The organism is Shewanella sp. BJSY2023SW001 (genome assembly GCF_047314685.1).
Taxonomy (GTDB): Bacteria; Pseudomonadota; Gammaproteobacteria; order Enterobacterales; family Shewanellaceae; genus Shewanella; species Shewanella indica.
The window spans coordinates 403-24,717 of sequence record NZ_JBKORF010000035.1; the positions used below are offsets into that span (position 1 = coordinate 403).

At 53.1% G+C, this 24,315-nt stretch carries 20 protein-coding genes and 1 pseudogene; 10 read left to right on the top strand and 11 right to left on the bottom strand.

Annotation, left to right across the window (positions count from 1 at the left end):
• Positions 1 to 149 (bottom strand): annotated as a pseudogene (locus ACMHXH_RS08090) (IS4 family transposase); the annotation flags it as partial.
• On the opposite strand from ACMHXH_RS08090, the gene ACMHXH_RS08095 reads away from it, so the two are divergent.
• Positions 148 to 1,080 carry a PAS domain-containing protein gene (locus tag ACMHXH_RS08095; RefSeq protein WP_413737945.1) on the top strand — a complete coding sequence of 311 codons (933 nt, stop codon included), beginning with the start codon at positions 148 to 150 and terminating at the stop codon, positions 1,078 to 1,080. The pseudogene ACMHXH_RS08090 and the gene ACMHXH_RS08095 sit on opposite strands and share 2 nt — an antisense overlap.
• Before the next feature lie 95 nt (positions 1,081 to 1,175).
• On the opposite strand, the gene ACMHXH_RS08100 is transcribed toward ACMHXH_RS08095, so the two are convergent.
• Together ACMHXH_RS08100 and rluC are read right to left on the bottom strand one after the other, a co-directional pair.
• Positions 1,176 to 1,820, bottom strand: a complete 645-nt coding sequence (locus ACMHXH_RS08100) for an HAD-IA family hydrolase (protein ID WP_039033291.1) — start codon at positions 1,818 to 1,820, stop codon at positions 1,176 to 1,178.
• Between the two features lie 21 nt (positions 1,821 to 1,841).
• Positions 1,842 to 2,807, bottom strand: coding sequence for a 23S rRNA pseudouridine(955/2504/2580) synthase RluC (gene rluC, locus ACMHXH_RS08105; RefSeq protein WP_039033292.1), 966 nt, complete (start codon positions 2,805 to 2,807; stop codon positions 1,842 to 1,844).
• A 588-nt stretch (positions 2,808 to 3,395) separates the two neighbouring features.
• Here rluC and rne point away from each other — a divergent pair.
• Positions 3,396 to 6,887 carry a ribonuclease E gene (gene rne / locus ACMHXH_RS08110; protein ID WP_234501004.1) on the top strand — a complete coding sequence of 1,164 codons (3,492 nt, stop codon included), beginning with the start codon at positions 3,396 to 3,398 and terminating at the stop codon, positions 6,885 to 6,887.
• Between the two features lie 139 nt (positions 6,888 to 7,026).
• The gene (locus tag ACMHXH_RS08115; protein WP_413737947.1) at positions 7,027 to 8,586 is read left to right on the top strand and encodes a SulP family inorganic anion transporter; all 1,560 of its coding nucleotides are present in this window, start codon (positions 7,027 to 7,029) and stop codon (positions 8,584 to 8,586) included.
• 58 nt (positions 8,587 to 8,644) lie between these two features.
• Here ACMHXH_RS08115 and ACMHXH_RS08120 read toward each other — a convergent pair whose 3' ends face one another.
• Complete coding sequence (locus ACMHXH_RS08120; RefSeq protein ID WP_335912799.1) at positions 8,645 to 9,562, bottom strand: bifunctional methionine sulfoxide reductase B/A protein; 918 nt, start codon at positions 9,560 to 9,562, stop codon at positions 8,645 to 8,647.
• A 218-nt stretch (positions 9,563 to 9,780) separates the two neighbouring features.
• Between ACMHXH_RS08120 and ACMHXH_RS08125 the strand changes: the two genes are divergently transcribed.
• Both ACMHXH_RS08125 and ylqF read left to right on the top strand, forming a co-directional pair.
• Positions 9,781 to 10,620: an isopenicillin N synthase family dioxygenase gene (locus tag ACMHXH_RS08125; protein WP_039033333.1), complete on the top strand. Its 840-nt coding sequence runs from the start codon at positions 9,781 to 9,783 to the stop codon at positions 10,618 to 10,620.
• Between the two features lie 76 nt (positions 10,621 to 10,696).
• Positions 10,697 to 11,638, top strand: coding sequence for a ribosome biogenesis GTPase YlqF (gene ylqF, locus ACMHXH_RS08130; protein ID WP_071476180.1), 942 nt, complete (start codon positions 10,697 to 10,699; stop codon positions 11,636 to 11,638).
• 128 nt (positions 11,639 to 11,766) lie between these two features.
• On the opposite strand, the gene ACMHXH_RS08135 is transcribed toward ylqF, so the two are convergent.
• Together ACMHXH_RS08135 and ACMHXH_RS08140 are read right to left on the bottom strand one after the other, a co-directional pair.
• Positions 11,767 to 12,237 carry a low molecular weight protein-tyrosine-phosphatase gene (locus ACMHXH_RS08135; RefSeq protein WP_234501037.1) on the bottom strand — a complete coding sequence of 157 codons (471 nt, stop codon included), beginning with the start codon at positions 12,235 to 12,237 and terminating at the stop codon, positions 11,767 to 11,769.
• A 55-nt stretch (positions 12,238 to 12,292) separates the two neighbouring features.
• The gene (locus ACMHXH_RS08140; protein WP_234501002.1) at positions 12,293 to 13,282 is read right to left on the bottom strand and encodes a DNA ligase; all 990 of its coding nucleotides are present in this window, start codon (positions 13,280 to 13,282) and stop codon (positions 12,293 to 12,295) included.
• Positions 13,283 to 13,714: 432 nt separating this feature from the next.
• Between ACMHXH_RS08140 and ACMHXH_RS08145 the strand changes: the two genes are divergently transcribed.
• Positions 13,715 to 14,086, top strand: a complete 372-nt coding sequence (locus tag ACMHXH_RS08145) for a diacylglycerol kinase (RefSeq protein ID WP_071476182.1) — start codon at positions 13,715 to 13,717, stop codon at positions 14,084 to 14,086.
• 93 nt (positions 14,087 to 14,179) lie between these two features.
• Here ACMHXH_RS08145 and hdfR read toward each other — a convergent pair whose 3' ends face one another.
• On the bottom strand, positions 14,180 to 15,025 hold the full coding sequence (gene hdfR, locus ACMHXH_RS08150; RefSeq protein WP_039033336.1) for an HTH-type transcriptional regulator HdfR: 846 nt from the start codon (positions 15,023 to 15,025) through the stop codon (positions 14,180 to 14,182).
• Between the two features lie 110 nt (positions 15,026 to 15,135).
• On the opposite strand from hdfR, the gene ACMHXH_RS08155 reads away from it, so the two are divergent.
• The 3 genes from ACMHXH_RS08155 to ACMHXH_RS08165 all read left to right on the top strand — a co-directional run bounded on the left by ACMHXH_RS08155 (position 15,136) and on the right by ACMHXH_RS08165 (position 17,718).
• Positions 15,136 to 15,570: a DUF413 domain-containing protein gene (locus ACMHXH_RS08155; protein WP_039033298.1), complete on the top strand. Its 435-nt coding sequence runs from the start codon at positions 15,136 to 15,138 to the stop codon at positions 15,568 to 15,570.
• 20 nt (positions 15,571 to 15,590) lie between these two features.
• Positions 15,591 to 16,538, top strand: coding sequence for an ATP-grasp domain-containing protein (locus ACMHXH_RS08160; RefSeq protein ID WP_071476183.1), 948 nt, complete (start codon positions 15,591 to 15,593; stop codon positions 16,536 to 16,538).
• A gap of 328 nt (positions 16,539 to 16,866) precedes the next feature.
• On the top strand, positions 16,867 to 17,718 hold the full coding sequence (locus ACMHXH_RS08165; RefSeq protein WP_233962340.1) for an outer membrane beta-barrel protein: 852 nt from the start codon (positions 16,867 to 16,869) through the stop codon (positions 17,716 to 17,718).
• Between the two features lie 55 nt (positions 17,719 to 17,773).
• Here ACMHXH_RS08165 and ACMHXH_RS08170 read toward each other — a convergent pair whose 3' ends face one another.
• On the bottom strand, positions 17,774 to 19,363 hold the full coding sequence (locus ACMHXH_RS08170) for a M28 family metallopeptidase (RefSeq protein ID WP_234501001.1): 1,590 nt from the start codon (positions 19,361 to 19,363) through the stop codon (positions 17,774 to 17,776).
• A gap of 162 nt (positions 19,364 to 19,525) precedes the next feature.
• On the opposite strand from ACMHXH_RS08170, the gene ACMHXH_RS08175 reads away from it, so the two are divergent.
• The gene (locus ACMHXH_RS08175; RefSeq protein WP_234501036.1) at positions 19,526 to 20,551 is read left to right on the top strand and encodes a GGDEF domain-containing protein; all 1,026 of its coding nucleotides are present in this window, start codon (positions 19,526 to 19,528) and stop codon (positions 20,549 to 20,551) included.
• On the opposite strand, the gene ACMHXH_RS08180 is transcribed toward ACMHXH_RS08175, so the two are convergent.
• From ACMHXH_RS08180 to pdsO, 3 genes are read right to left on the bottom strand one after another with little or no spacing between them, the layout of a single operon-like run.
• Entirely contained in the window at positions 20,543 to 21,151 is a 609-nt protein-coding gene (locus ACMHXH_RS08180; protein WP_052247971.1) for a class GN sortase, read from the bottom strand. The two genes, ACMHXH_RS08175 and ACMHXH_RS08180, sit on opposite strands and share 9 nt — an antisense overlap.
• Before the next feature lie 32 nt (positions 21,152 to 21,183).
• Entirely contained in the window at positions 21,184 to 23,511 is a 2,328-nt protein-coding gene (locus tag ACMHXH_RS08185) for a marine proteobacterial sortase target protein (protein ID WP_335912801.1), read from the bottom strand.
• 14 nt (positions 23,512 to 23,525) lie between these two features.
• Positions 23,526 to 24,293, bottom strand: a complete 768-nt coding sequence (gene pdsO, locus ACMHXH_RS08190; RefSeq protein WP_335912803.1) for a sortase-associated OmpA-like protein PdsO — start codon at positions 24,291 to 24,293, stop codon at positions 23,526 to 23,528.
• Between the last annotated feature and the right edge of the window lie 22 nt (positions 24,294 to 24,315).

Below are 24,315 nucleotides of genomic sequence, written 5' to 3' on the forward strand. Positions count from 1 at the left end.
CGCCTTAAACTGGCAACACCATGTGAATCAAGGCACGACTGAATTAACTCAGGCTCAAGCACATCGGCCAGACAGGTGAATTCGGTAAGACGATTGATATGAGTACGCGCCAAAGCTTCTGAAAGTTGCATAAAAAAATCCGATGACATGAGGTCATCGGATTTTGATCCTTTCAGTGAGATCGTCAAGCGATCTGTCTTAACTGATCGGCATTACTCACAAGGCGAGGTCATTGCCTTTTGTGACAACAAACAGTCCCTCCCTGGGTTTGATTTTGAACTGGCGGGTTCTCCCTGTGAGTCTCTCTATCAACAACAGGAAATCTGCACTCATATACTCCACGCCCGTGATCTGCAAAAACGTTTTCCCCACTTTAGCCTGTTCCGCGAGATAGGCGCCCAGAGTTATCAGGCCGAGCTGATCCTCGGCAGCGATGGCAAACCGGTCGGCCATATTTTTGTGCTAGATACCCTGCCCCAGGCCGAAAGTGCAAAGTCAAAAGAGTTTTTCCGGATCTTGGCCCAACGTATCGGTCTCGAATATCACAGGATGTTGGTCAGTCGCGAGCTCACCATGCACAAGCAGATGATAGCCACCACAGATCATCTGCTGGCATTTATCGGTACAGACTACTGCTACCATATGGTCTCCAAAGGGTATGAGCAGCTTTTCAACCGCACCCAAGAGGAGATAATAGGTAAGCAGATAGCTGAGCTGCACGGTGTAAAGACATTTGAGAAGAAGATCCGACCACTACTTGAACGGGCCTTTAACGGCGAAACACCGGAAGCCAATCATTGGTTGCATCCACCGCATCTAACAGCGCCGCTGCTGATGAGTGTACGACACTCACCCTGCATCAATGATGCTGGCGAAATTTGCGGCGTCATAGTCTCGTCCCACGACATCACCCGCCTGTCGGCGCTGGCATTGTCCAGTCTGGGCACTGAAGCATTGAACCTTAATACCGGGAGCCTTAATACAAAGAACCTAAGCCCAGAGAACCTAAACGCAGAGAACCTAAACGCAGAGAGCCTGAGCCCAAAATTATGCCCGGAGTTAAAAACCGCCAATTCCTGAAATTGCACGCCACGTTTTTAACAGAATACAGCAAGCAAAAGGCCTGCATCTGCAGGCCTTTCAAGGATGTGTTTAGGGAAAGGTTCCAATGAAAATCACAGATGGTGCAACAGCCCCAATGGACTATCGATAATGGCCTTTGGCGCCGCTTCATGTAAGCGTTCGCGGCTATGGGCGCCATAACTGACCCCAATGGCATCCATACCGGCACCGGTAGCCATATTGAGATCGTGTACCGAATCACCCACCATCAAGGCTCTCTCAGGCGCTATCTTTAATTCAGCCAATAGCTGTTGCAGCATGTCCGGGTGGGGTTTACTTCTCGCCTCATCGGCGCTACGACTGGCATGAAAAAAATCTCCAAGCCCAGTTTCCCGCAGTACACGTTCAAGACCTGCCCTTGCCTTACCTGTCGCCACCGCCAGCAGATACTTCTCACTGCGAAGCTGTGACAGCAGTGCCGGAGTTTCACTGAAAAGTGGGCTAGGCGTGGTATCAAGCATCAGGAACTGCTGCTTATATTCCTCTCTGATCGCCTGATATTCGTCAACACTTCCTGCTGGATAGAGGCATTGCAGAGCCTCTGTCATCGACAGACCAATAATGTCACGTACTGCCTGCTCCGAGGGGATAGGCAATGCCATAGCCCTTGCCGTATTTTCCATGCAGCGGACAATCTTGCCTATCGAGTCCATCAGGGTACCGTCCCAATCGAATATCAGTAGCTCATATGCCTTCATGGGCGGTTTCCTTATTTCTTTCTATACCCGAGTGAGTTTGTCCAACAACTCAAGCAGTACAGGATCCAGGGGGGCCTGCACTGTCATTTCAGTCTCTGTGTCAGGATGAGTGAACTTAAGTTGCGCCGCATGCAGAAACAGGCGATTCAACCCAAGTGCCCGCATACTGTCATCAAACTTTTGCTCACTGTACTTTTCGTCACAGGCGATGGGGTGACCGGCATACTGGCAGTGCACCCGGATCTGATGAGTACGGCCGGTTACCGGACTCGCCTGCACCAGTGTCGCACCATCATAACGCTGCAAAATTTTGAAACGGGTTTCCGAGGCCTTGCCTTCGGTATTCACCCGTACAATGCGTTCACCCGACTTAAGTGTCAACTTCAGCAATGGTGCCTTAACCACCTTGTCGTGCTTTTGCCACTCACCGCGAACCAGCGCCTGATAGTCTTTTTGCATCTGCTTATGTCTGAGTTGGTCATGCAAGTGCTTTAGCGCGCTGCGCTTCTTGGCAACCAAAAGCACTCCTGAGGTGTCTTTATCCAAACGGTGCACCAACTCAAGAAACTTTTGCTGCGGTCGCAGCGATCTCAGCGCTTCAATCACGCCGTAATCGACACCACTGCCACCGTGTACGGCGATGCCGGCAGGTTTGTTCAGTACCAGAATATGCTTGTCTTCAAACAGAATTCTGTCTTCTAGGCGCGATACCCGCTCCAGATTGGCAGAAGGCGCAGTGCGATAGTTATCTTCACTGACCCGAACCGGTGGAATGCGTACCTGGTCCCCTTCGGCCAACTTATATTCGGGCTTTATCCGCTTCTTGTTGACCCTGACTTCGCCCTTGCGCACTATGCGATAGATCATGCTCTTGGGCACGCCCTTGAGTTTGCTGAGCAAAAAATTGTCAATGCGCTGGCCAACATTGTCTTCATCAATGGTCACCAGGCGAACTTGCTGATTGGGTGATGGCGTCTCGGTATTCATAACACTTATGTTGCGGTTCGGGGCGCGCTATTGTACAACATGTTGAGGCTTTTGATTGCCGATTTTTTTGAATTCGGCTATATTTCAGCGGCGAACCCTGCGTATTGATGAGCCTTTGCTCAATCTATGAACGGTTCGAACGGTGGAAAGCGCTTGAGCGATGTCTGACCTCCGAGGTCGCAAATAATTGATTTGCAAACTGTATATAAAAGAACACTACTGAAAAAATTGTTTTTACGGTTAAACCTGGACGGAAACACGAAATTCAGACCACTTTCAAGCCGCCACTATGCTGTTTTCGAAAGTTAATGTTAACTCGTCATCAAACGACAAGGCTCGACTTCGGCATTACCGGATTATTATTGAAGAATTTATGGGGTTGGTTGATGTTTTACAACGAATTCCTTGTTTTTGTAATCATTGAAAAATAAGCCATAAATAGGATGCGACACGCAGCGAATGCGTCTAACAGCAATGCGCACCTCCCTGCCTGGAGGAACGCCGAGAGGCGTCGCCCGAATGAGACCAGGCCCGTAATGCAGCGACCTGTACGTTTGATGACCTCTTATTAAGAAGAATTACGTCATCATGAAACGGATGTTAATCAATGCGACTCAATCCGAGGAGTTGCGCGTTGCCCTGGTTGATGGGCAACAGCTTTATGATCTGGATATCGAAAGCCCAGGCCATGAGCAGAAAAAAGCCAATATTTATAAAGGTAAAATCACCCGCGTAGAACCCTCTCTGGAAGCGGCATTTGTTGACTATGGCGCCGAGCGTCATGGTTTTCTACCACTGAAAGAGATCGCCCGTGAATACTTCCCTAAAGGTTATTCCTTCCAGGGGCGTCCCAGTATTAAAGAAGTGGTCAGCGAAGGCCAGGAAGTCATAGTTCAGATAGATAAAGAGGAACGTGGCAACAAAGGCGCTGCCTTGACCACCTTTATCAGTCTGGCCGGGTCGTACCTGGTACTCATGCCCAATAACCCTCGCGCCGGCGGTATCTCCCGCCGGATTGAAGGTGATGAGCGCACCGAGCTGAAAGCGGCCATGGAAAACCTGGAAGTGCCCAACGGTATGGGGCTGATTGTTCGCACCGCCGGTGTTGGCAAGGCTGCCGCCGATCTGCAGTGGGACTTGAAGGTATTGCTGCACCATTGGACAGCGATTCAGGAAGCGGCCGAGAGTCGCCCTGCTCCTTTCCTTATTCATCAGGAAAGCAATGTTATCGTTCGCGCCATCCGTGATTACCTGCGCCGTGATGTAGGCGAAATTCTAATCGACCATCCACAAATTTATGCCGATGCCAAGCAGCATATCGCCCTGGTACGTCCTGATTTTGTCGACAGAGTCAAACCTTACTCTTCTGAAGTGCCGCTCTTTACCCACTATCAGATTGAGTCACAGATAGAATCTGCATTCCAGCGCGAAGTCAGACTGCCTTCCGGCGGTTCTATCGTTATCGACCCCACCGAAGCGCTGACCTCTATCGATATCAACTCAGCCAGAGCCACCAAGGGCGGCGATATCGAAGAAACCGCACTGAATACCAATCTGGAAGCCGCCGACGAGATTGCCCGTCAGCTGCGTCTGCGCGACTTGGGCGGCCTGGTGGTTATCGACTTCATCGATATGACTCCGGTCAGACACCAACGCGAAGTGGAAAACCGTCTGCGTGATGCCGTTCACCATGACCGTGCCCGAGTGCAATTGGGCCGTATTTCCCGCTTCGGTCTGATGGAAATGTCCCGTCAGCGTCTGCGTCCGTCTCTGGAAGAGTCAGCCGCTCACATCTGCCCTCGTTGTAACGGTCAGGGCACCATTCGTGGTACCGAGTCACTGGCACTGTCGATTCTGCGCCTGATGGAAGAAGAAGCCATCAAGGAAAACACCTCTCAGATTGAGGCCATAGTGCCCGTGGATGTCGCAGCTTACCTGCTGAACGAAAAGCGCAAGGCCATACGCATCACAGAGCAGCGCCATGAAGTTGAAGTCTATGTGATCCCGGATCCACATATGATGACCCCGAACTACCGTGTGGTGCGTCATCGCAAGGACGACCAGATCTCTGAAGTCAGCTACCAGCGTGTGGAAGAGCCGGAGAACAAACTGTATGAACCACGTAAACTGGAACGTGCTGCTGCACCCAAGCCAGCACTGAGTGGTTTTGCTACACCTATCAAGCAGGAAACTGCCGAAGCACCGCAGACAGCCAAACCAGCGGTCAAAGCCGCAGCGACTGAAGCGGCCAAGCCCGGGATAATTTCCCGTTTCTTTGCCGCCTTGGGTGCCCTCTTCTCCTCTTCCGAGCCACAAGCCGACAAGAAGCAGGAAAAGAGCACTAAAGACAATCAGGAAAGCAACGGCCAGAACAACCGCCGTAACCGTCGCAATGACCGCAACGACAGACGTCGCAAGAGTGGTGATGACAAAGACGCTAACCGCGATTCACGTAGCCGCAACCGCAAATCGGCCGCTAACGAGCGCCCTGCCCGTGATAAGGACGAACAAGGCAACAAGCGCCAGGCAAACGACTCCGGTAAACCAACCCGTAGTGACCGTAGCGACAAGGCTCCCAAGTCTGAAGCTTTGGATGAACGCAAGAGCCGCAGCAAGGCCCGTGACGAAAGCGAGCAGGAACCAAAACAGGAAGCCGCCCGTGAGCGTCGCCAACGTCGCAACCTGCGTCGTAAAGTGCGCATTGAGGCCAACGATGCACAGGAAGCCGTTGATAACACAGCAGAGGCAACCAGCGCCGAAGTGAAAGCCAGCGCCCAGGCCAAACCTGAAGTAAAGGTCGAGACAAAAACCGAGACCAAGCCGACTCGCGCCAAAGAGACAGGTAACAAGGATAACGCCGAGCAAGCCGACAAACCACGCCGCAGCCGCCGTAAGCCTGCCGCAGCTCAGGCTGAGTCCAAGGAAATGGAAGTTCAGGCCAAAGTTGAAGCCAAGTCAGAAGCCAAGAGCGAAACCACTACCGAGCTGAAGGGTGAAGAGTCAACTCAGGTTGCCACTAAAGCCCAAGGTACAGATGTTTCACAAGACATTCAGGCAAGCGCCGAAGTCAGCCCTGTTGTCAATGCTGAGCAAATCGCTGAAACCAGTGTTCAAGATAGTGGTGTTCAAAGTAATGCCGAAGCCATCGAGAGCGCTGAAGAAGACGATAAGCCCAAGCGCGAAGGACAACGCCGTAGCCGCCGCAGCCCTCGTCATTTGCGTGCTGCCGGTCAGCGTCGCCGCCGTACCGAACAGGAAGGCGAAGAGTCCGAAAGCCCTGAAAAGGTAAGCACTGAAAAAGCAGCCACTGAAGCAGCAAATAACGCTAAAGAAGTGGTTGTTACCGAGGCATCAGCGCCGGCTGCTGCCGTTGAAGTCGATGCTGAGCAAGCAAAGCCTGCCGACAAAGCTCAAGAGCCAGCACAAGCTGAACCTCAAGTTGTTGCCAAGCCGACTCCTCAGGTTGAAGCCAAGCCGGCTCCTCAGGTTGAAGCCAAAGCGGAAACCAAAGCCGAAGCTCAGGTTGAGACAAAGCCTCAAGCCGAGGTCGCTGCCAAGGTAGAAGCCGTTGCCGATGCAAAAGCCGCCGAAGTAGAGGTAAAGGCTGAGCCCAAAACAGCAGAAGCCGAACCAGCGCCTGAAGCCAAAGCTGAAAAAGCTGAAGTTGCGAAAGCTGAGCCAGTCGAAGCTGCGCCATCAAAGGCAGTAGAGAAAGCGAGCGAAGCACCCAAGGCTAAAACTGTTGAAGTCGCAGCAGCCAAGCCCAAGGCAGAAACTGCATCGGCAAGCGTCGCCGCCTCAGCCCCTATGGCCAAGCCGGCTGCTATCAGCCGCCCTGCGCGTCAGGCAAGCAATCAAGCCAAGGAAAGCCCGGCAGCAGCACCTGCAACAACCCAGGCAAGCGCCGCACCAAGAGTCAGTCGCTTCAGCACCATGGTTGGCTCAGATACAACCAAGCCACAGGTGGATCAACGTGCTCACGTTGAAGTGCCCAAAGGCCGAGAGTATCTGGCCAATGGCGAAACCGCGCCACGCAAGAGCCATGGTAACAGCGCCGAGTCAGATATGGCCCGTCCCTGAACCTAAGTGTTGCTGAGAAAAAACCATGCCCTCGGGCATGGTTTTTTTATTTTGATCTGCTTCACACTTCTGTCACAACAGAAATTTTGCTAGTATGCGCAACTTTGTTTTTAACCCTCAAGATGGGATCCCAAGCTGAATGTTTGAACTGATACGCCATAAAACCAGCAGTCACAAGGCGGATATACTCTCCGGCCTAACGGTTGCTATGGCGCTGGTGCCCGAAGCGGTAGCCTTTGCCTTCGTTGCTAAAGTAGAACCTATGGTGGGCCTTTATGCCGCCTTTATCATGGGACTGATCACGGCCCTCATCGGCGGCCGTCCCGGCATGATCTCAGGCGCCACCGGCGCCATGGCCGTGGTCATGACCAGCCTGGTGGTGTCTCACGGCGTCAGCTATCTGTTTGCTGCCGTAGTGCTGGCCGGGGTAATTCAAATTACCGCCGGAGCACTGCGTCTTGGCAAGTTCATCCGCATAGTGCCTTATCCTGTGATGATAGGCTTCGTCAACGGCCTAGCCATAGTGATATTCCTGGCGCAACTGGGGCAATTTCAAGTCAAAGTCGGCGAAGAGGAGATGGCCTGGTTGCCCGGTGCAGATATCTGGCTGATGCTGGCGCTGATAGCCATGACTATGGCCATCATACATTTTCTGCCTAAACTGACCACAGCCGTGCCTTCATCCCTGGTGGCCATACTGGCAGTAACCGCTCTGGTGGTAGGCCTGGATTTGGATACCCGCAACGTGCTCGATTATTTGCGCAATATGAGCGGTAATCCTGAGGCAACTATCGCCGGTACCCTGCCAAGCTTTGCCATTCCGGCCGTGCCCTTTAACCTGGAAACCCTTTATATCATAGCGCCCTATGCCGTTATCCTGGCAGCTGTTGGCCTGATTGAATCTCTGCTGACTCTGACAGTGGTCGATGAGATGACCCAGACCCGCGGCCGTGGCAACAAGGAATGTGTCGGCCAAGGCGTGGGTAACGTCACCAGTGGCTTTTTCGGTGCCATCGGTGGCTGCGCCATGATTGGTCAGTCGATGATTAACATCAACTCAGGGGGCCGCGGTCGTCTTTCCGGGATCACCGCCGCCCTCACCTTACTGTGCTTTATTCTGTTTGCCGCCGCCTTTATCGAGATGATCCCGCTGGCCGCCTTGGTCGGGGTCATGTTTATGGTGGTGCTGGGAACCTTTGAGTGGGCCAGCTTTAAAGTGATGCGTAAGGTGCCCAAGCACGATGCCTTTGTTATTGTGCTGGTGACTGTGGTGACGGTATTTACCGATCTGGCGATTGCGGTATTTGTCGGGGTGATAGTATCTGCGCTGGTATTTGCCTGGGAGCATGCCAAACAGATCAGTGCTCAAAAGAGCATAGATGCCAACGGTTGGGCGGTTTACCGTCTCAATGGCCCACTGTTTTTCGGCTCGGCGGCTTCGTTCCTTGAGTTGTTCGATGCCAACAATGACCCCAAGGATGTCGTGGTCGACTTCCAGTCATCCCGGGTTTGTGACCACTCGGCTCTGGATGCCATAGACACCTTGGCCGAGCGCTATGTGAATCAAGGCAAACGCCTGCATCTTCGTCATCTTTCCAACGACTGCAAACAGTTGCTGCACAAGGCCGGCGATCTGGTGGAAGTCAATCTGATTGAAGATCCCAGATACAAGATTGCCGACGACAAGTTGGACTCATAATTTAACACTGTCCAGACCTTAAAAAAACGGCAAGCTGAGGCTTGCCGTTTTTTCTATTCTACTTCAGCTTGGCACTGAAACGCCGCCTCACCTTATCCAGCTTGGGTTTGATCACCAAGGCACAATAAGGCTGCTCACCATGAAGCGCAAAATAGTCGTTATGATAGTCCTCCGCCGGATAGAAACCATCATAGGCGGTCAACTCTGTCACTATAGGTGCGCCGAATAAGCCTTCCTCATCCAGCGCTTTAATCATGGAGGACGCCACCTCAAGCTGCTTATCCGAGTGCGCGAAAATCACCGAACGATACTGAGGCCCCAAGTCGTTACCCTGGCGATTCAAGGTGGTGGGATCATGGCTGGCAAAGAACACCTCCAACAGCTCGGCATAGCTGATGACAGTGGGGTCAAAAACTATCTGCACCACTTCGGCATGGCCGGTTGCGCCGCTGCATACCGCCTTGTAGTTGGCATCTTTTGCCGCGCCGCCGGCATAGCCGGAAGTCACTTGCGTAACCCCGGCCAAGCTTAAAAATACCGCCTCTGAGCACCAGAAACAGCCGCCGCCCAGGGTGGCTGTCTCCAAACGCTTTTCAGTTGCCGGCTGCAAAGCCTCGGCATCATCTACGGCCTCAAAGACCATGGAGACAGAATTGACGCAATGTCGCAAATTCTTGGCCGTTAACCCCTCTCCTTCAAACACATGTCCCAGATGACCACCACATTGACTGCAGACAATTTCGGTTCTGCGACCATCGGCGTCGGGTATCCGGGTGACAGCACCAAAAATTTCATCGTCAAAGGCGGGCCAGCCACAATGGGCATTGAATTTATGCTCGGACAAATACAATGGGGCGCCGCATTTGCGGCAAAGATATCGCCCCTTGGCATTGTGTTGATACAGCTCTCCACTGAAAGGGCGCTCTGTGCCTTTTTCCTCGATGACATAACGCTCAAACTCGTTCAGGGGTTTCATTTAACGCTCCTCGATTACTCTGCGTAACCCATAAGACCCAAATTGCAGCGGTTACCCTTCACTCTAGTTACACAGAGCCATAAAAGTGACTTGGATCACTTTACGTTGCCCCTATAAAGACATCAAGGTAGACTTGCGCCCGGGTCACCCGACTGCCAACAAAATGTCCATAGAGACACAAGTATCGGGTCAATAAAAAATAACCAAGAAAGATGATGATGAAACTGGAAACCATAGACTATCGCGCCGCAGATGCTGCCGAGCGCTTTGTAGAATCCCTGCGCAGCACCGGCTTTGGCGTGTTGAGCAACCACCCTATTTCACAACACTTGGTGCAGGATATCTACCGCGACTGGCAGGAGTTCTTCAACAGTGAAGAGAAGCAGGCCTTCATGTTCAAGCCGGAAACCCAGGATGGTTTCTTTCCGGCGAGCATTTCAGAAACCGCCAAAGGCCATACGGTCAAAGACATCAAAGAGTACTTTCACGTCTACCCCTGGGGCCGCATTCCTGAGCAATTGCAGGACAATATCCTCACCTACTACCAAGAAGCCAATGCGCTGGCCGCCGAGCTTCTGGACTGGGTCGAGGTGCACTCGCCTGCCGAGGTGGCAGCCAACTACCGCACAGCGCTGTCGCAAATGATAGCCAATAGCCACAAGACGCTGCTGCGGGTACTGCATTATCCGCCGATGACTGGCGATGAGACCCCAGGCGCCATTCGTGCCGCTGCCCATGAGGATATCAACCTGCTCACCGTATTGCCCGCCGCCAACGAGCCCGGGCTGCAAGTGAAGAGCCTCGACGGAGAATGGTTGGATGTTCCCAGCGATTTTGGCAACCTTATCATAAACATAGGCGATATGCTCCAGGAGGCTTCCGCCGGTTACTTCCCATCGACCACTCATAGGGTGATCAACCCGGAAGGCGCCGATATGAGCAAGTCGCGGATCTCACTGCCGCTGTTCCTGCATCCTCGTCCCGACGTTGTGCTGTCAGAGCGCTATACCGCCGACAGCTACCTGATGGAGCGCCTGCGCGAACTTGGGGTTATCTAGCGCCTGCGGGCGCTTTTTTCAGTTCGGAATGCTACAATAGCGCTCTTTTTTCAGTTTTCAGCAGGATAAGCAATAGATGGCGATTCAATGGTATCCGGGACACATGCACAAGGCCCGCAAAGAGATAGAAGAGGTGATGCCTCAGATAGATCTGGTGATCGAAGTGCTGGACGCCCGAATACCTTACAGCAGTGAAAACCCCATGGTGGCCAAGCTGCGCCAGGACAAGCCTTGTATCAAGTTGCTGAATAAGTCTGATCTGGCCGATCCCGAGATAACCAATCGTTGGATTGAGTACCTGGAGCAGGAACAAGGAGTGCGGGCACAAGCCATCACTACCCTGCAACCTGCCATGGTCAGAAAGATCCCCGAGCTATGCCGCAAACTGGTTCCCGTGAGCGAAGGTGCGCTCAAGGATATTCGCACCATGATCATGGGCATCCCCAATGTGGGCAAGTCCACCATCATCAACACCCTGGCCGGCCGGGTGATTGCCAAAACAGGTAATGAACCTGCGGTGACCAAGGCGCAGCAAAGGATCAACCTCAAAAACGGCATAGTGCTGTCCGACACGCCGGGGATCCTTTGGCCCAAGGTGGACAATGAAGCCTCGGGTTATCGTCTGGCGGTCACAGGTGCCATCAAGGACACCGCCATGGAATATGAGGATGTGGCCCTGTTTGCTGCAGCTTATTTCCTGCATGCTTACCCGGAGGCGATGATGGAGCGTTATAAGCTGACCTCCCTGCCCGCCACCGATATCGAATTGCTCGAAGAGATAGGCCGCAGGCGCGGCGCCCTCAGAAGCGGCGGTCATATCGATTTGCACAAGGCCTCGGAACTGCTGCTGCATGAATTCCGCTCTGGGAAAATCGGCCAGCTGTCACTGGAAACGCCGGAAATGGCCCAGGCAGAAGAGGCGGAAGTGGCCAAGCTGCTGGCAGAGAAAGAAGCCCTGAAGCAGGCAAAGAAAGAAGCCGACAAGCTCAAGCGCGCTGGCAAACGCCATCAGGGTTAAGCTTCCCCCAAGAAGCAAGCTTAACGGAAACAGGCCACAAATCGTGGCCTGTTTTTGTTTGTCACTTATCCGACCAATTATCCAACTAAATTCCGCATAAGCTTAATGTTAGTCCTTTGCAGAACCGCTCAACGCACTGGCGGGATACTCCTGGGCCTGGCGGCCTGGATCCGGGCAAACAGCCCGGCAATACTCAACTCCAACAGATCCAAAACCTGCTCAAATCCGCTATCGCCACCATAGTAAGGATCCGGGACTTCCCAGATGGGAGTATCGGCAAAGTCCAGCATCAAGGCCAGCTTGTGTTTGTAAATCTGCGGACAAGCCTCATATAGGGCCTGAAGATTCTCACGGTCGGCCGCCAGAATAAGATCGAAATGAGCAAAGTCCTGCGCGCACACCTGCCTGGCTTTGATCCCTGAAAAGTCCAGCCCGCGCCGCTCACCGGCGGCGCGGGCGCGCCTGTCCGGCGACTCCCCAGCGTGATAGCCTATGGTACCGGCAGAATCCAACTCCAGTGTCAGCCCCATGGCCTGAGCCTTGGCCCGGGCCACAGCTTCAGCGCTTGGTGAACGGCAAATATTGCCCATACAAACCATTAAGATACGGTTGATTTCACCCTCATTGACACTTGGCACGCTTTGAAATTCCACCTTAAGGTTCCTTATTGGCTGACTCGGCAGGATTGCGTTCCGCAGCCGGGTCGGCGACAGAGACTTTTGCCTCAATAACCTCTGCCGGGAAACTGAGTCGATAGTCGGATCTTACCCTAAGGAAGCGGGCAAACCTAGGCTTGCCGCCCGAGGTCAGCCCGGAGAAAGCAAAAGTCACCCAGGTTCCGGGAAGTGGCGGTGAAGCCCTCTCGGCATCGGTGAAACCTGTTCCCAAGCGAAAGCTTACCCCAGCCTCGGTTTCCACCAGCAAGGCGCCCATCATGCCTTGATACTTGCCCTTTCCCGGAAGTATCGCCAGCACTTTCGCCTCGGCATCTTCCACAGGTTTGAGTTTTAACAAGGCGTCACTGCGCCCCGCCAGATACATGGCATCGATGCGGTGCGCCATCAGGCCTTCGCCCCCTTTGGCCACCACCTGTTGTAACCACAGATGTAACTCTTGCGTGCTGCTCAGACGCCGCTGCTCAATGACATAGAGATAAGGGGTCAGTTGGTGATACTGCTTGAACGCCTGATAACGTTCGGCAAACGCCATTGTCAGCCCGGGGGCATCGAACAGATAAAAGCCCAGCTGGCGCCAGGAGTCTGCTTCGCCTAAACCTCTGGCCAGCAGTGATGCAGTATCAAAGCTGTGATAGCCGCCCCAAAGTTCTCCTTCGAGTGCCACTGCAGGAAAGTCTTTCACAAACCAAACTGGTGCAGGAATCACTCTGCCCGAGCGGCTCAGCAAACGCCTGCCGTCCCATCTGGCGCGGACACCATCGAGTTTTTCACTGACAAGGAAATCCTTGATTTCGGCCTTCTGTTGTTGCCAACGACCGGCCAGCTCCGGGGCCGGCAATTCTCTATCGGCGCCCGCCGGAAACGAGATCAGAAAAGACAAGGCCAGCAGAAAAGTTTGCAGCAGTAACAGCATGGCCGGAAAACATTTAAGGTATGCTGTTATCGGTAAAGATTGCGAATATTGCATAAGCCCTCCCTGGCTGTCGGCCAATTGCCTGCTACATCCTATAGCAGAGACCATAACTACAAGGATCAAAACTATAAAGACCAAAACTATAAAGAGTATAGAAAGTCTTGGCAGTTATGGTGACAACTAGTGTAACGATTATCGAAACGACCCTCCCCCTTTGCCAAACCTTCCGCCTTGGCATAATAACGGCCAAACACCCTTGATAGGTGCAGGAACTGTTATATCAGCGGCAAGATGAGCTGCTATAATGCCGCCGCACCTTGGAAACCTCAGCGCCACTGCACTAATAGCCAAACTAGTCACGAGTGACCAACGTGAGGTCAATAAAGGAGCGACAAGTTGCAACCCCATTAACCCAGGAACCTTTCACTGTTCAGCGGGTCTTTATACAGCAACCGGCCATAGCCACAGATCAAGAATTGAGAGAATATGAAACCCGCCAACAACCACGGACTGAAACGCATTTTCCGCGCCACCGGCTTTTCCATGAAAGGACTGAACTCAGCCTGGAAACATGAAGCCGCCTTTCGTCAGGAAGCCGTACTGGCATTGTTAATGATCCCGCTGGCGGTATATCTGGATGTGGCCAAGACAGAAAAATTACTGCTGATAGCAACGGTATTTATCGTCATTATTACCGAACTGTTGAATTCTGCCATTGAAGCCGTAGTCGACAGAGTGGGCGATGAAATTCATCCCTTGAGCGGCCAGGCCAAAGATATTGCCTCGGCAGCGGTCTTTATCAGCCTGTGTTTATGCGGCCTGACCTGGGCCGTGGTTATCTGGCCTCTGGTGTTCTAAAGCGCTTTGCTATGTTGATGCACGCTTTGGTATTTTGAGTGCTTCAGTAAGGAAACCGGGCATCAAGGCAAAACGCTCAATGCCCGGTCAAGTTTAGAACTGACTTCTGAGGTAGTTGACCGCTTGCAGTATCTGCTCCAGGCGGTCATTGCCCGGCAAGTAGGCTACATAGACATTACGTCTGAGCGGTGTTTTATCATCAATCACAAACAGCTCCCCTTTCGCCAGATAAGGTTCTATCATGTTTTGCGGTAAAAATGCACTGCCGCCATTATTGAGCAGAAAGTCCAGCGCAATACGGGCCGAGCCGGTATGCAGCACGGGAATGGGTAACTCGGCATAGTCTCTGGCATGTTGAATATTAAACGCCGTGCCCCAATCGACCTTGATGTAATGCCTGCCTGCCAACTCAGTCACTGAGGACGCCGCAGCAGTGCTCACCAGATGCAGTGACACCTCCCCTATCTGCAACAGTTCAAACTCGTCCAGCTTAGGGGGATCAAAGGCAATGGCCAGATCCAGCGTCCGGTCCATCAGCTGTTTGGTCATCGCCGCCGACGCCAGAATTTCGGTGCGCAGCGCCACTCCGGCAAGCCCCTGATGTAAACCCTGCATATATCCCTGTAGATATGCGTCCCAAATATTGGGCGCCGCGCCGATAACCAATTGTACCGACTGGTGCTCACTCAAGGAGATATCCTGTTTGGCCCGCTCCCAGGCGGTCAGTACCGCTTCGGCATGCGCCAGCATCCGCACCCCGGCCGGGGTCGGTTGTATGTTGTTTCGCTGCCGCTCAAACAGCTCAACGCCGAGAATACTCTCCAACTGCTTTACCCTGAAAGATACTGCACTGCGGGTCAGATAGAGGTTCTCGGCGGCCTTCCCAAAATGGCGGGTATGGGAAACTTCCAGAAATGTTTTGAGTAAATCCGTGTCCATAAAAAATTCTTTATCGTCATAGACAAATTTTTTTGATTTATAAATCAATCATACTAGCCAATACTCTGCTTGCAAATCTCCTCAAGAACCATTTTGTAAGGAATATCGCCATGTTGACCACGACTCCTTCACCATCGGCACTGCAGAGTGCATCTATGCAACAAGCCGCCAATGAGAGTTTCGTCAGCGAACGCCGTTTCTATGACGACAAGAACTTCCCCAAAGGCTTTCGCCGCAGCGGGGATTTTACTTACAACGAAGCAGAATTACTCGAAAAACATGGCGTTGCCATGCAGGCTCTGGCGGAAGGACGCCAAGCCCCCCGAAATCCGGAGGAGAGTCATTTTGTTGAAGTTGTCCGCGGAAATTCCGCTCCCGGTAGCTTGTTGGAAAAGATCTGGGTAAAGTATGTCAAGTTGGCTTCTGGGAAGCCTTTCTACGCAGTTGTCGGCACCAATTTGGTGAAAAAGGCCGATGCTGAGTATCTTGACGATATGATAGATGACGATGTTCAGGATGAGCCTGAACTAGAGGATGACCAATGAAAATTAGGGTTTGCGACTAAATGCGTGGTTGGATTTTATATAAAGAGACCGCGACTCAGCTAAAACCTGAATTGTATGAAATTAACCGATTGTTGGAGGCTGCCAAGGCCGACAATATCGAACTTGAGGTCTATGCTCCCGATGAGTTTGACCTCACAGTGACCCGAGAGGACAACAAGAGTATTTTACTGAACGGGCAACCAGTGGAGTTGCCCGATTTTATTATTCCCCGTATGGGCTCGGGTACCACCTATTTTGCCTTGGCGATTATCCGCCACCTGGAACGTCTTGGCGTTTATTGCCTTAACTCTTCCAAGGCGATAGAAACCGTTAAAGACAAGCTATTTTCCCAGCAACTATTGGCCGAAAAGAATCTGCCAACTCCCAAGACCATGCTGGTGAAATTCCCGGTGGATGTTGACCTGGTTGAACGTCACTTGGGTTTTCCTGTAGTGATCAAGACACTGTCCGGCTCGCAAGGCAGCGGTGTGTTTCTGTCGCACAAGGCGCGCGAGTTCGATGATCTGATGCAGCTTATCGAGGCCACCAACAAGAATGCCAACATTATTCTGCAGGAGTTTATCTCCAACAGTCACGGTCGGGACTTGCGAGTCTTTACCATAGGTGGCCGGGTAGCGGGATGCTATGAGAGACGCGGCCAAGAGGACAGTTTCAAAGCCAATGTCAGCGCCGGTGGCTCAGCCAGCCCCTTTGCGGTGACGCCTGAAATAGAGTGGCTGGCAACCCAGACCGCCAATATTTTGGATCTGGATGTCGCCGGAATCGATCTGCTATTCGATAATGGTCACTACAAGATTTGCGAGGCCAACTCCTCGCCGGGCTTTGAAGGACTGGAATCCTGCCTCAATCTGGATATCGCGGCACAAGTACTGCACTTTATCCGTATCCGTTTGGGCATGTTCAACAAGGACTCCAAGAAAAGCGACAGCAGCGAGTCCAAGGGCTGATCCGAACACGAGCTTTAATATCAGACTGAAGCGCTCCATTAACGGAGCGCTTTTTTGTTGCGGATCATAAAAATCGATAACTTTACAAACATTTTATTCACACAAAGCACTATTCTGGTTTAGACTCTCTGCAACCGCGCGGATTTTCAGCATCCGAAAATACAAGAAGTGTCGCCCCAAGAGCGAACCCAAAAGCACTCAAACCGCGCATGTGCCGAATTACCCCGGATAAGGAATCTCTGAGAAGGCACTTGGATTATCTGAGTAATAAAAAGAGATCACCCCATTGTTGATAACACATTCAATTAACATTTCGGGTTCAAGACTGGTGTTGACACTACTCCTGCTCTGCTGCGCGGCCAACTCTGCTCAGGCCGGCGAGTGGAGTCTGAATATAGGTGGTTTCTATTCCCAGTCCGACACCAATATGCAAGTCACAGATCCCTTGTTAGGCAACGATTTCGAACTGGATTTCGAATCGGATCTGCAGTTGGCGGAAAATGAGTTTCTGCCCTTGTTTGAATTGGGATATCGCTTCAACGACAGACACCATATCTATATCGACTGGAAACAACTGCATCGCAGCGCCGAAACTCAAGCCGTCAGCAGGCCATTTCAAATCCAGATTGATGACACTGTTTATGACGTCAAGGCCGGGGGCCAATTAGGCACAAGCCTTAATATTGATATCGTTCGTATTGGCTATGGCTATGATCTGTTTCAGGGCAACGGTTATAACATAGGGGTCAGTGTCGGCTTGCACACTATGTTGATTGACAGCAGTTTTGAGGGTTCCATTGGCGCCTGTGCAACTTCAGAACTCAGCGGCAATATCTGCAGCGCTCAACCTATTCCCAGAGTGGTAGATGAAAGTGTGACTGCACCTTTGCCGAATATCGGCCTCTTTGGTGACTATGAACTGGCGCCAGGTTGGCAACTTAATCTACATGCCCAATATTTTTCCGTGCGTCTGGATGACCTCGAAGGCTCATTGGTCGATATCAGAGCCGGTATGAAAACAGCGCTGAGTGACAACTGGGACATCAGTGTGGCGTACAACTATTACAAGGTAGATGTGGATGTGCGTCAGAGCACATCCAATGCCGAGGTAAAAGTGGCCGACTACAATATTTACTATAGTTTTATCGGCCCCATGTTATCTGTCAGCTATCGCTTCTAAGACCAATGTAAAAAACCGGGGACAGAACCCCGGTTTGCGCTTTACAGCATCCTTCTCAGCGCAGATCCTGAGCCCGACGTTTCTTGAAATCCGAATCTTCAAGCCATTGGGGCCAGTCATTGTTGTTGGCCAACCGTGCCAGAATATCGCTTATCAAGGCCAAGTCCTGCCGAACCCCATCCAGACTCCAGCTGGGGTCATAATCATCGGCTGCCTTATGATATTTGTGGGCAATATAATCCGGGTCTGTATCTCCCAAACTCATAAACAGCAAGCCGGGTACCCCTTCCTTGGCCAGAGCGAAATGGTCCGAGCGGAACATCAAGCCATTTTGCGGTCGCGGATCGGCCTTGACACTGCGTCCCTGCCCTTTGGCGGCATCATTCAGATACCGCTCCAACTCTGACACGCCCTCACCATAACGCAGGATATAATCCACGCCTTTGCCCATATTCATGCCGTCTATATTGAGAAATGCCACCAGTTGCTTGGTGGGAACCGGAGGATTTTCAGCAAAGTACTGGGCGCCAATGAGTCCGGTTTCCTCGGCAGTAAAGGCGCTGAACAGAATCGAGCGTTTCGGGGCATCAATGCCCTTTTGCTGTTTGAAATGCTTTGCCAGTGCCAGAACACCGGCTACACCGGAGGCATTATCCACAGCGCCGTTGAGCACCACTTCCTTGCCATCTTCAATGGTCTTTCCCAGGTGATCCCAGTGAGCATGCATCACCAAGTATTCATTTTTACGCTCGGTTCCAGGCAACAGGGCCGCCACATTGTAGGATTGCGCCAGTTCTATCTTGTTGTTCAAGGTCAGATTGGCCTTGAGTTTCAACGGCACCGCCTTGAAGCCTTTATTGACCGCCTGTAGCTTCAAGGTGTCAAAGTCCAGACCCGCCTGGCTGAACAGCTTCTTGGCGCTATCGTGCTGGATCCACCCCATCACGCCAACCGATGATGCGTTGTTGTCTTTATCCACCAGGGTGTACTTGGTATTGGTGTTGCTGTTACGCACCACTCCCCAACCGTAAGCGGCGGGCGCAGTTTCATGCACAATAAACACGGCCTCGGCGCCCTGACGGGCCGCTTCTTCATATTTATAGGTCCAGCGACCGTAATAGGTCATGGCATTGCCCTTGAATACCAGGGGATCCTGAGTGGCAAAGCCGGGATCATTGACCAGCACAATCAGGGTCTTACCACGAACATCCAGGCCTTCAAAGTCATTCCAGCCGTATTCCGGGGCATTGATACCGTAGCCGACAAATACCACTTCGCTGTCTTGCAGCTCCACCTTCGGCGTCACTCTTTGAGTGCGGGCGGTAAACTCCTCGCCATTGCTGAAACTCATTGAACCCAGCTTAAGCTGCATATTCTGATCTGCGCTGATCCTGGCCATAGGAACGGCTTGCAGATAACTGTTGCCAAACCCAGGCTCAAGCCCTGTCGCCTTGAAAGCCTCGGTAAGGTAATCCAAGGTCAGCTGTTCACCTGCCGACAAAGGCGCACGGCCTCCAAAAGCATCGCTGGCAAGGGTTTTCACATCCTGGCGATAGCGGGATTCATCCAGTTCAAAGGGAACAGCCAACGCCAGAGCAGGCGTTAACAGTGTGGCCAACAGGCTACACACAGAGGTAAATTTCACGACTTCATTCCTTGCTATTATCTATTTTGTTCAGCCATTGTAACAGCGGCGCAGCATTCGGCAATCGGCGCAACAAGGTGACATTGCGTGAGCCTTTGGATCCACAAGCGGCCTGATTTATGTCAAGCTGAATGGGTAATTGCATCAACAATGAGCTTCTCCATCGCCATGACTCTGCTTCAGCAAGCCGCCCAATACCTGAAAAAAGCCTTACCGCTGATGTTGAAATATCGGATACCGACGACGCCGGTCAACTATGCGCTCTGGTATGCCTATGTCAGCGAGCGCAATCCGGCACTCAATGCCAGCCTGGATCAAACCGTCAGCCAGTACAACACCTGTCCGCCCTCCACTGCGGAACTCCTCTACCGTCATCATCTGGCCCCGGAAGATGAACTGGATGTCAGAGATATTCGCCAGAGTATGGAGGCGATAGCGACCGAGCTGTCGCAGTCGCTCAAGGATACCAGCTGCGATGCCGACAGCTTTCGCGCCAAAATCGAGCGTAATTTCGGCCGTCTGAGCCGCTTGGATCAAGACGCCATGGATCTTGAACAGGTGATGGGCATGGTCCGAGCCCTGGTGAAAGACTCGGATGATATTCGCAGCAGCACGGATTATTTGAGCTCGCAACTGAGCAAGGCCCAGCAGGAGATAGACAGCCTGCGGCTACAGCTGCAAAACACCGAAAAAGACATATTGTTTGATGCACTCACCGGCTGCCTTAACCGCCGCGCCTTCGATGCCGACTTCGATAGCTTGTTGAGTCAGTCACCGAAGGGTTGCTGCCTTATTCTGGTGGATGTGGATCACTTCAAGCGTTTCAACGATGAATATGGGCATCTTTTGGGGGACCAGGTGCTCAAGGCGGTGGCCAAGCGTCTGCAGGATAGTTGCCGTGACGGCACCAAGTTGTATCGTTTCGGTGGTGAAGAGTTCGCTATTCTGGTGCCGACCAGTCAGCTGAGAGTGGCCCGGCAACTGGCCGAAGCCATGAGGCGGGCACTGGAGAAGGTTAGCGTCAGAGACAGACGCAAAGGCCAGCTCATCAGCAATATCAGCGCCTCCTTCGGGGTTGCCGAGTGGCAGCAAATGGATACCCGCCAATCCCTTACCGAACGCGCCGACACCTTGCTCTATGAAGCCAAGCGTTTGGGCCGCAATCGGGTGATGCCGATATCAGGCTGAAACCGCCAGCGTCTGCAAGGCTTCTGCCTGCACCACAAATCTAAGCTCGGCACCGCCACTCAGGCTGTCGAAGGGATAACAGGTGATCAGCGTCAATAGCCGCTCATCACTGCCCATCAACCAAGGTGTCTCAGATTCATGCACTACTGCGGTAGCCCGTATTCGATAAAAATGGATCTGACCATCCATGCCCTGCAAGCGGATCTCCTGCCCCACCCTGGCCCCGGCCAGAATCGCGAAATGGGTATCCCTGTGACCGGCAATCACGGTATTGCCTGTCTCTCCGGCACCGGCTCCCGAGAGCATCTGCGCCGGTCCAAAGGCCAGGTTACGGCCACTGGCCCCGGCCAGCACATAGAGTGGCTCATGCTTGCCTATCCACAATTTGGCCGTAGGGTGGGTATCGGCCCAGGACCAGGGTTTGTGTGCCTGACCGTCAGTCAGACTCTTGGCCCAGGCCTTTTCAATCAAAAACTGGGCGAACATGGCTTTGGCTTGCATATATCCTCCTTTAACCAGCATGGCCGAACCCGCCACGACCAGAACAACTATCACTATTGAGCAGATATCGCTAAAGCGCCCCCTATTGACCGAGGGCATAGCGCCTGCTGTCAGGGCCTGATGAGCCTGACTCATCGCCCCGCCCCCTCACAAGCACGGCCGCCAAAGGCCCTGGGGAAAGCCGCCAGCATCAGCGCCGCCAGCAAACTTGCCAACCCCAGCAGCAACATCAGCCGGCTGTCGGTGGCGGTCTGCGGCAACTTGCCCTGCCAGCCCTTGGGCGCATGACTGGCCACTTGCCCTTCCCGGGTCGCCGCGGCGTCCGGATTGACCGGGGTGACATCCACTGCCACCAGGCTGGTGTACGGACTGACCAAGTGATACTTAAGCGACAGCGCTGTGACCTGGCGTTCAATGCGTTCACTGTTGGCAGCATCTTTGGCCAGCTCCAGCGCGGCTATCTGTTTTCTGGCCCAGATAAGATCCAGCCCTTTGGGCTCAGTCTTGGCATTGAGCGCCAGCTCCTGCTGCCAGAATTGGCCATCGATAAGACCGGATACGATAACTGCCTTTTGGGCATTACTACGCTGTTTGATGCTCACCAATACCGGCTCACCCTGATAGAGATCCGGAATTTGTGCCGGCCAGTAATCCGGCACTGTGCCGTCAGGGTAGCGCAGCGACACATCTGTGATCCTGGGAGCGGAGATTTTTTCCAGCAAGGCAACCACCTTTTGCTCCACCTCCTGCATCTTGCCAATATAGGTAAAGCTGCCCCGCCCCAGCTCGGCGGCGCGCTGCATAAAGTGGGAGTTGGGGGCACTGCCTATGCCTACGGTAAACAGGCGGTTTTCGCCGAGCCTGTCTTTAATCAGTTCAAATAGCGCCTGTTCATTGCCTACGGCGCCATCTGTCATGAAAATCACTTGCCTGAGCGCCTTAACCTCACCTTGCGTGCCGACTTTATTTTGAGCGGCAAAATCATTATTCAATGCCAACTCCAGCGCCTTGGACATCTCGGTGCCACCGTTGGCTTCCAGGGCGCGAATAAACTGCTGCGCCCGACCTATATTGTGGGCGGTCGCCGGCAAAGAGTTTGCCGCCATGGTTTGCACTGCAGAGTTAAATTCAACAACATTGAAACTGTCCTCCGGTTTGAGGCTGCTCAAGGCATACAGCAGTGCCTGTTTGGCCTGAACTATTGCATCTCCCCCCATGGATCCCGAAGTATCTATCACCAGAATAAGCTCCCTGGGCAAGGGCTTGGCCACTTCTTTGTTCTGTGGAGGCATCAACATCAATAGACTGTATTCATCCCTGGCAGCTTGGCCTTCGGCCTGCGCTAAAGAAGGTGCTGGGGTATGGGTCTGGCCTTGCTGGCTGAACAGCGCCGCTGCGGGCTTAACGCCCGGATCCGCTTGCCATTGCAACACAAAGTCGCTGTCGGCCCTGGTATTGTCTTGTTGCAGCTGCACCCGGATACGGCCATCACTCAGGGTTTGTTGAGAAACAGCATGATAAGGGGACTCCAGCGACAGCAAGGGAAAACCGGCATCCAGGATAATATCCAAACTGAGGCGATTATCCTGGCCACTGCTGTGCGCATGGGGGCTTTGCGCTTGGGAGCTTTTAAGATCAAAGCTTTCGCCATCAGCGCCGGTGAACATCTTTTCAAGGCCCACAGCTTCAATCACAGGGCTCAGCAACCGCGCCGCCTCTTCCACGCCTTTGAAGCTTTGCAGCATGCTTTGAGGCAGATAACGGGGCGTGTGGGTCATGGGAAAGCGCAGGCTAAACTGACCATCACGGTAATCCAATGCCTGCTGGTAGCTGAAGCTGACTTTAAGGGTTTCCCCCGGGGCCAGATTGGCCACCTGAGTGGTGAACAGGTTGGGCCGCTCCTGGCTCAGTAAACTGGCGCGCTTGCCCTGAGCCTTGGCCTGCTCAAAAGTGCGCTTGGCCTCTTCCTTTGGTTGAATAACCCCCTCGATGATCCGCTCACCTATTCTCAGCTGCATGCTGTCCACCGCCGCCTCATTGGGCAGCGGGAACAGGTAACGGCCGTGGATCCACTCCTGGGTATCATTGGTGAATGACTGGGTGACGTTGACTCTGTTACTCCAGCCACTGATGCTCATACTGACTTCGGTTGCCAGTGCCGGGGCCTGAGTGTCGCCAAAGGCGAGTACCCCGGCACCGGGCCACTGCGGATTATCTATCAGTTGAAGGGTACCTTCCTGAGCCTGGGCACTTGCAGGCTCTTCGGCAAGTTGGGGGCCATTCTCGGCCCAGGCTTCAACCGAGCTCACCAGGTTGAACACCAGCAGTGCCAGCAGGGCAAAGCCTGAAAATTGCAGGGCGTTAACGGCCCGGCATAAATAAGTATCCGAATCGCTGTGACTGGCAGCAGGCATTCTCTGAAACTGCTCGTTTTCCTGCCGAGGGATATCCATATTCATTTTATCGTTCCCTCTCAATTGCCGCTTTGTTGATTGGCTGCCAGGGCAGCGCCCTGAGTCTGCAATTTCAGCGTGACCCGACGGTCAAAGAAGTCGCTCTCGCGGCTCTGTTTGGCACTGAGGGGTGAACTGGCGCCAAAAGCCTGGGTTTGCAAACGCTCTTCGGCAACGCCTTGGCTAATCAAATAACTTTTCACCGCCTCAACCCGCTGCTCGGACAGCGTCTGGTTGTAATCAGAATTACCGCGGCGATCGGCATAGCCGGTCAGATCCAACATCAGCTCAGGCGACAGGCTCATGGCAAAAGCCAAATCGTCCAACTGGCGGGCAAAGTGGGGTTCGATTTCGGCGGTGCCGGTACGAAACTGCACATTCATACCCACTATCAACTCTTCGAGCTGGGCAGCCCGGTCGCGGGAAATCGCATTGAGGCGGCTCTGGGCATCGGCGTATTGCAACGATAACTCCTTCAGCGCCCGCTGCTTCTCACTGAGACTCGCCAGTTGTTCGGTTTGCTCGGCCAACTGTTGCTGCTGACTCTTGAGCTGCTCGTCATCGCCCACAGACTTACCCACTATGCCGCCGGTGAAGGCACCGATAACGGCCCCTACAGGCCCCCCAACCACGGCGCCCAGCAGTGCGCCTGCGCCAAAGCCAACCAACTCTTCGTTGTGGTCTCTCTCCTGAGTCGGTAAGTTCGGCTGGCTGTCGGCGTGCGCCAGAGAAGAAGTCAGCAACAGTGATGCCATGAGCAGGGAGGCTATGGGGGTCTTTTTCATCATCTCGATTCCTTTTGTCTTGTAG

What these genes read in the sequence shown, in the direction of transcription:
- pdsO (WP_335912803.1), bottom strand. Translation starts at nt 24,293, where the DNA reads ATGATGAAAAAGACCCCCATAGCCTCCCTGCTCATGGCATCACTGTTG.
- ACMHXH_RS08155 (WP_039033298.1), top strand. Translation starts at nt 15,136, where the DNA reads ATGTTGACCACGACTCCTTCACCATCGGCACTGCAGAGTGCATCTATG.
- rne (WP_234501004.1), top strand. Translation starts at nt 3,396, where the DNA reads ATGAAACGGATGTTAATCAATGCGACTCAATCCGAGGAGTTGCGCGTT.
- ACMHXH_RS08135 (WP_234501037.1), bottom strand. Translation starts at nt 12,237, where the DNA reads ATGGTTTGTATGGGCAATATTTGCCGTTCACCAAGCGCTGAAGCTGTG.
- ACMHXH_RS08160 (WP_071476183.1), top strand. Translation starts at nt 15,591, where the DNA reads ATGCGTGGTTGGATTTTATATAAAGAGACCGCGACTCAGCTAAAACCT.
- ACMHXH_RS08120 (WP_335912799.1), bottom strand. Translation starts at nt 9,562, where the DNA reads ATGAAACCCCTGAACGAGTTTGAGCGTTATGTCATCGAGGAAAAAGGC.
- rluC (WP_039033292.1), bottom strand. Translation starts at nt 2,807, where the DNA reads ATGAATACCGAGACGCCATCACCCAATCAGCAAGTTCGCCTGGTGACC.
- ACMHXH_RS08125 (WP_039033333.1), top strand. Translation starts at nt 9,781, where the DNA reads ATGAAACTGGAAACCATAGACTATCGCGCCGCAGATGCTGCCGAGCGC.
- ACMHXH_RS08100 (WP_039033291.1), bottom strand. Translation starts at nt 1,820, where the DNA reads ATGAAGGCATATGAGCTACTGATATTCGATTGGGACGGTACCCTGATG.
- hdfR (WP_039033336.1), bottom strand. Translation starts at nt 15,025, where the DNA reads ATGGACACGGATTTACTCAAAACATTTCTGGAAGTTTCCCATACCCGC.
- ACMHXH_RS08145 (WP_071476182.1), top strand. Translation starts at nt 13,715, where the DNA reads ATGAAACCCGCCAACAACCACGGACTGAAACGCATTTTCCGCGCCACC.
- ACMHXH_RS08095 (WP_413737945.1), top strand. Translation starts at nt 148, where the DNA reads ATGAGGTCATCGGATTTTGATCCTTTCAGTGAGATCGTCAAGCGATCT.
- ACMHXH_RS08180 (WP_052247971.1), bottom strand. Translation starts at nt 21,151, where the DNA reads ATGCCCTCGGTCAATAGGGGGCGCTTTAGCGATATCTGCTCAATAGTG.
- ACMHXH_RS08140 (WP_234501002.1), bottom strand. Translation starts at nt 13,282, where the DNA reads ATGCAATATTCGCAATCTTTACCGATAACAGCATACCTTAAATGTTTT.
- ACMHXH_RS08185 (WP_335912801.1), bottom strand. Translation starts at nt 23,511, where the DNA reads ATGAATATGGATATCCCTCGGCAGGAAAACGAGCAGTTTCAGAGAATG.
- ACMHXH_RS08115 (WP_413737947.1), top strand. Translation starts at nt 7,027, where the DNA reads ATGTTTGAACTGATACGCCATAAAACCAGCAGTCACAAGGCGGATATA.
- ylqF (WP_071476180.1), top strand. Translation starts at nt 10,697, where the DNA reads ATGGCGATTCAATGGTATCCGGGACACATGCACAAGGCCCGCAAAGAG.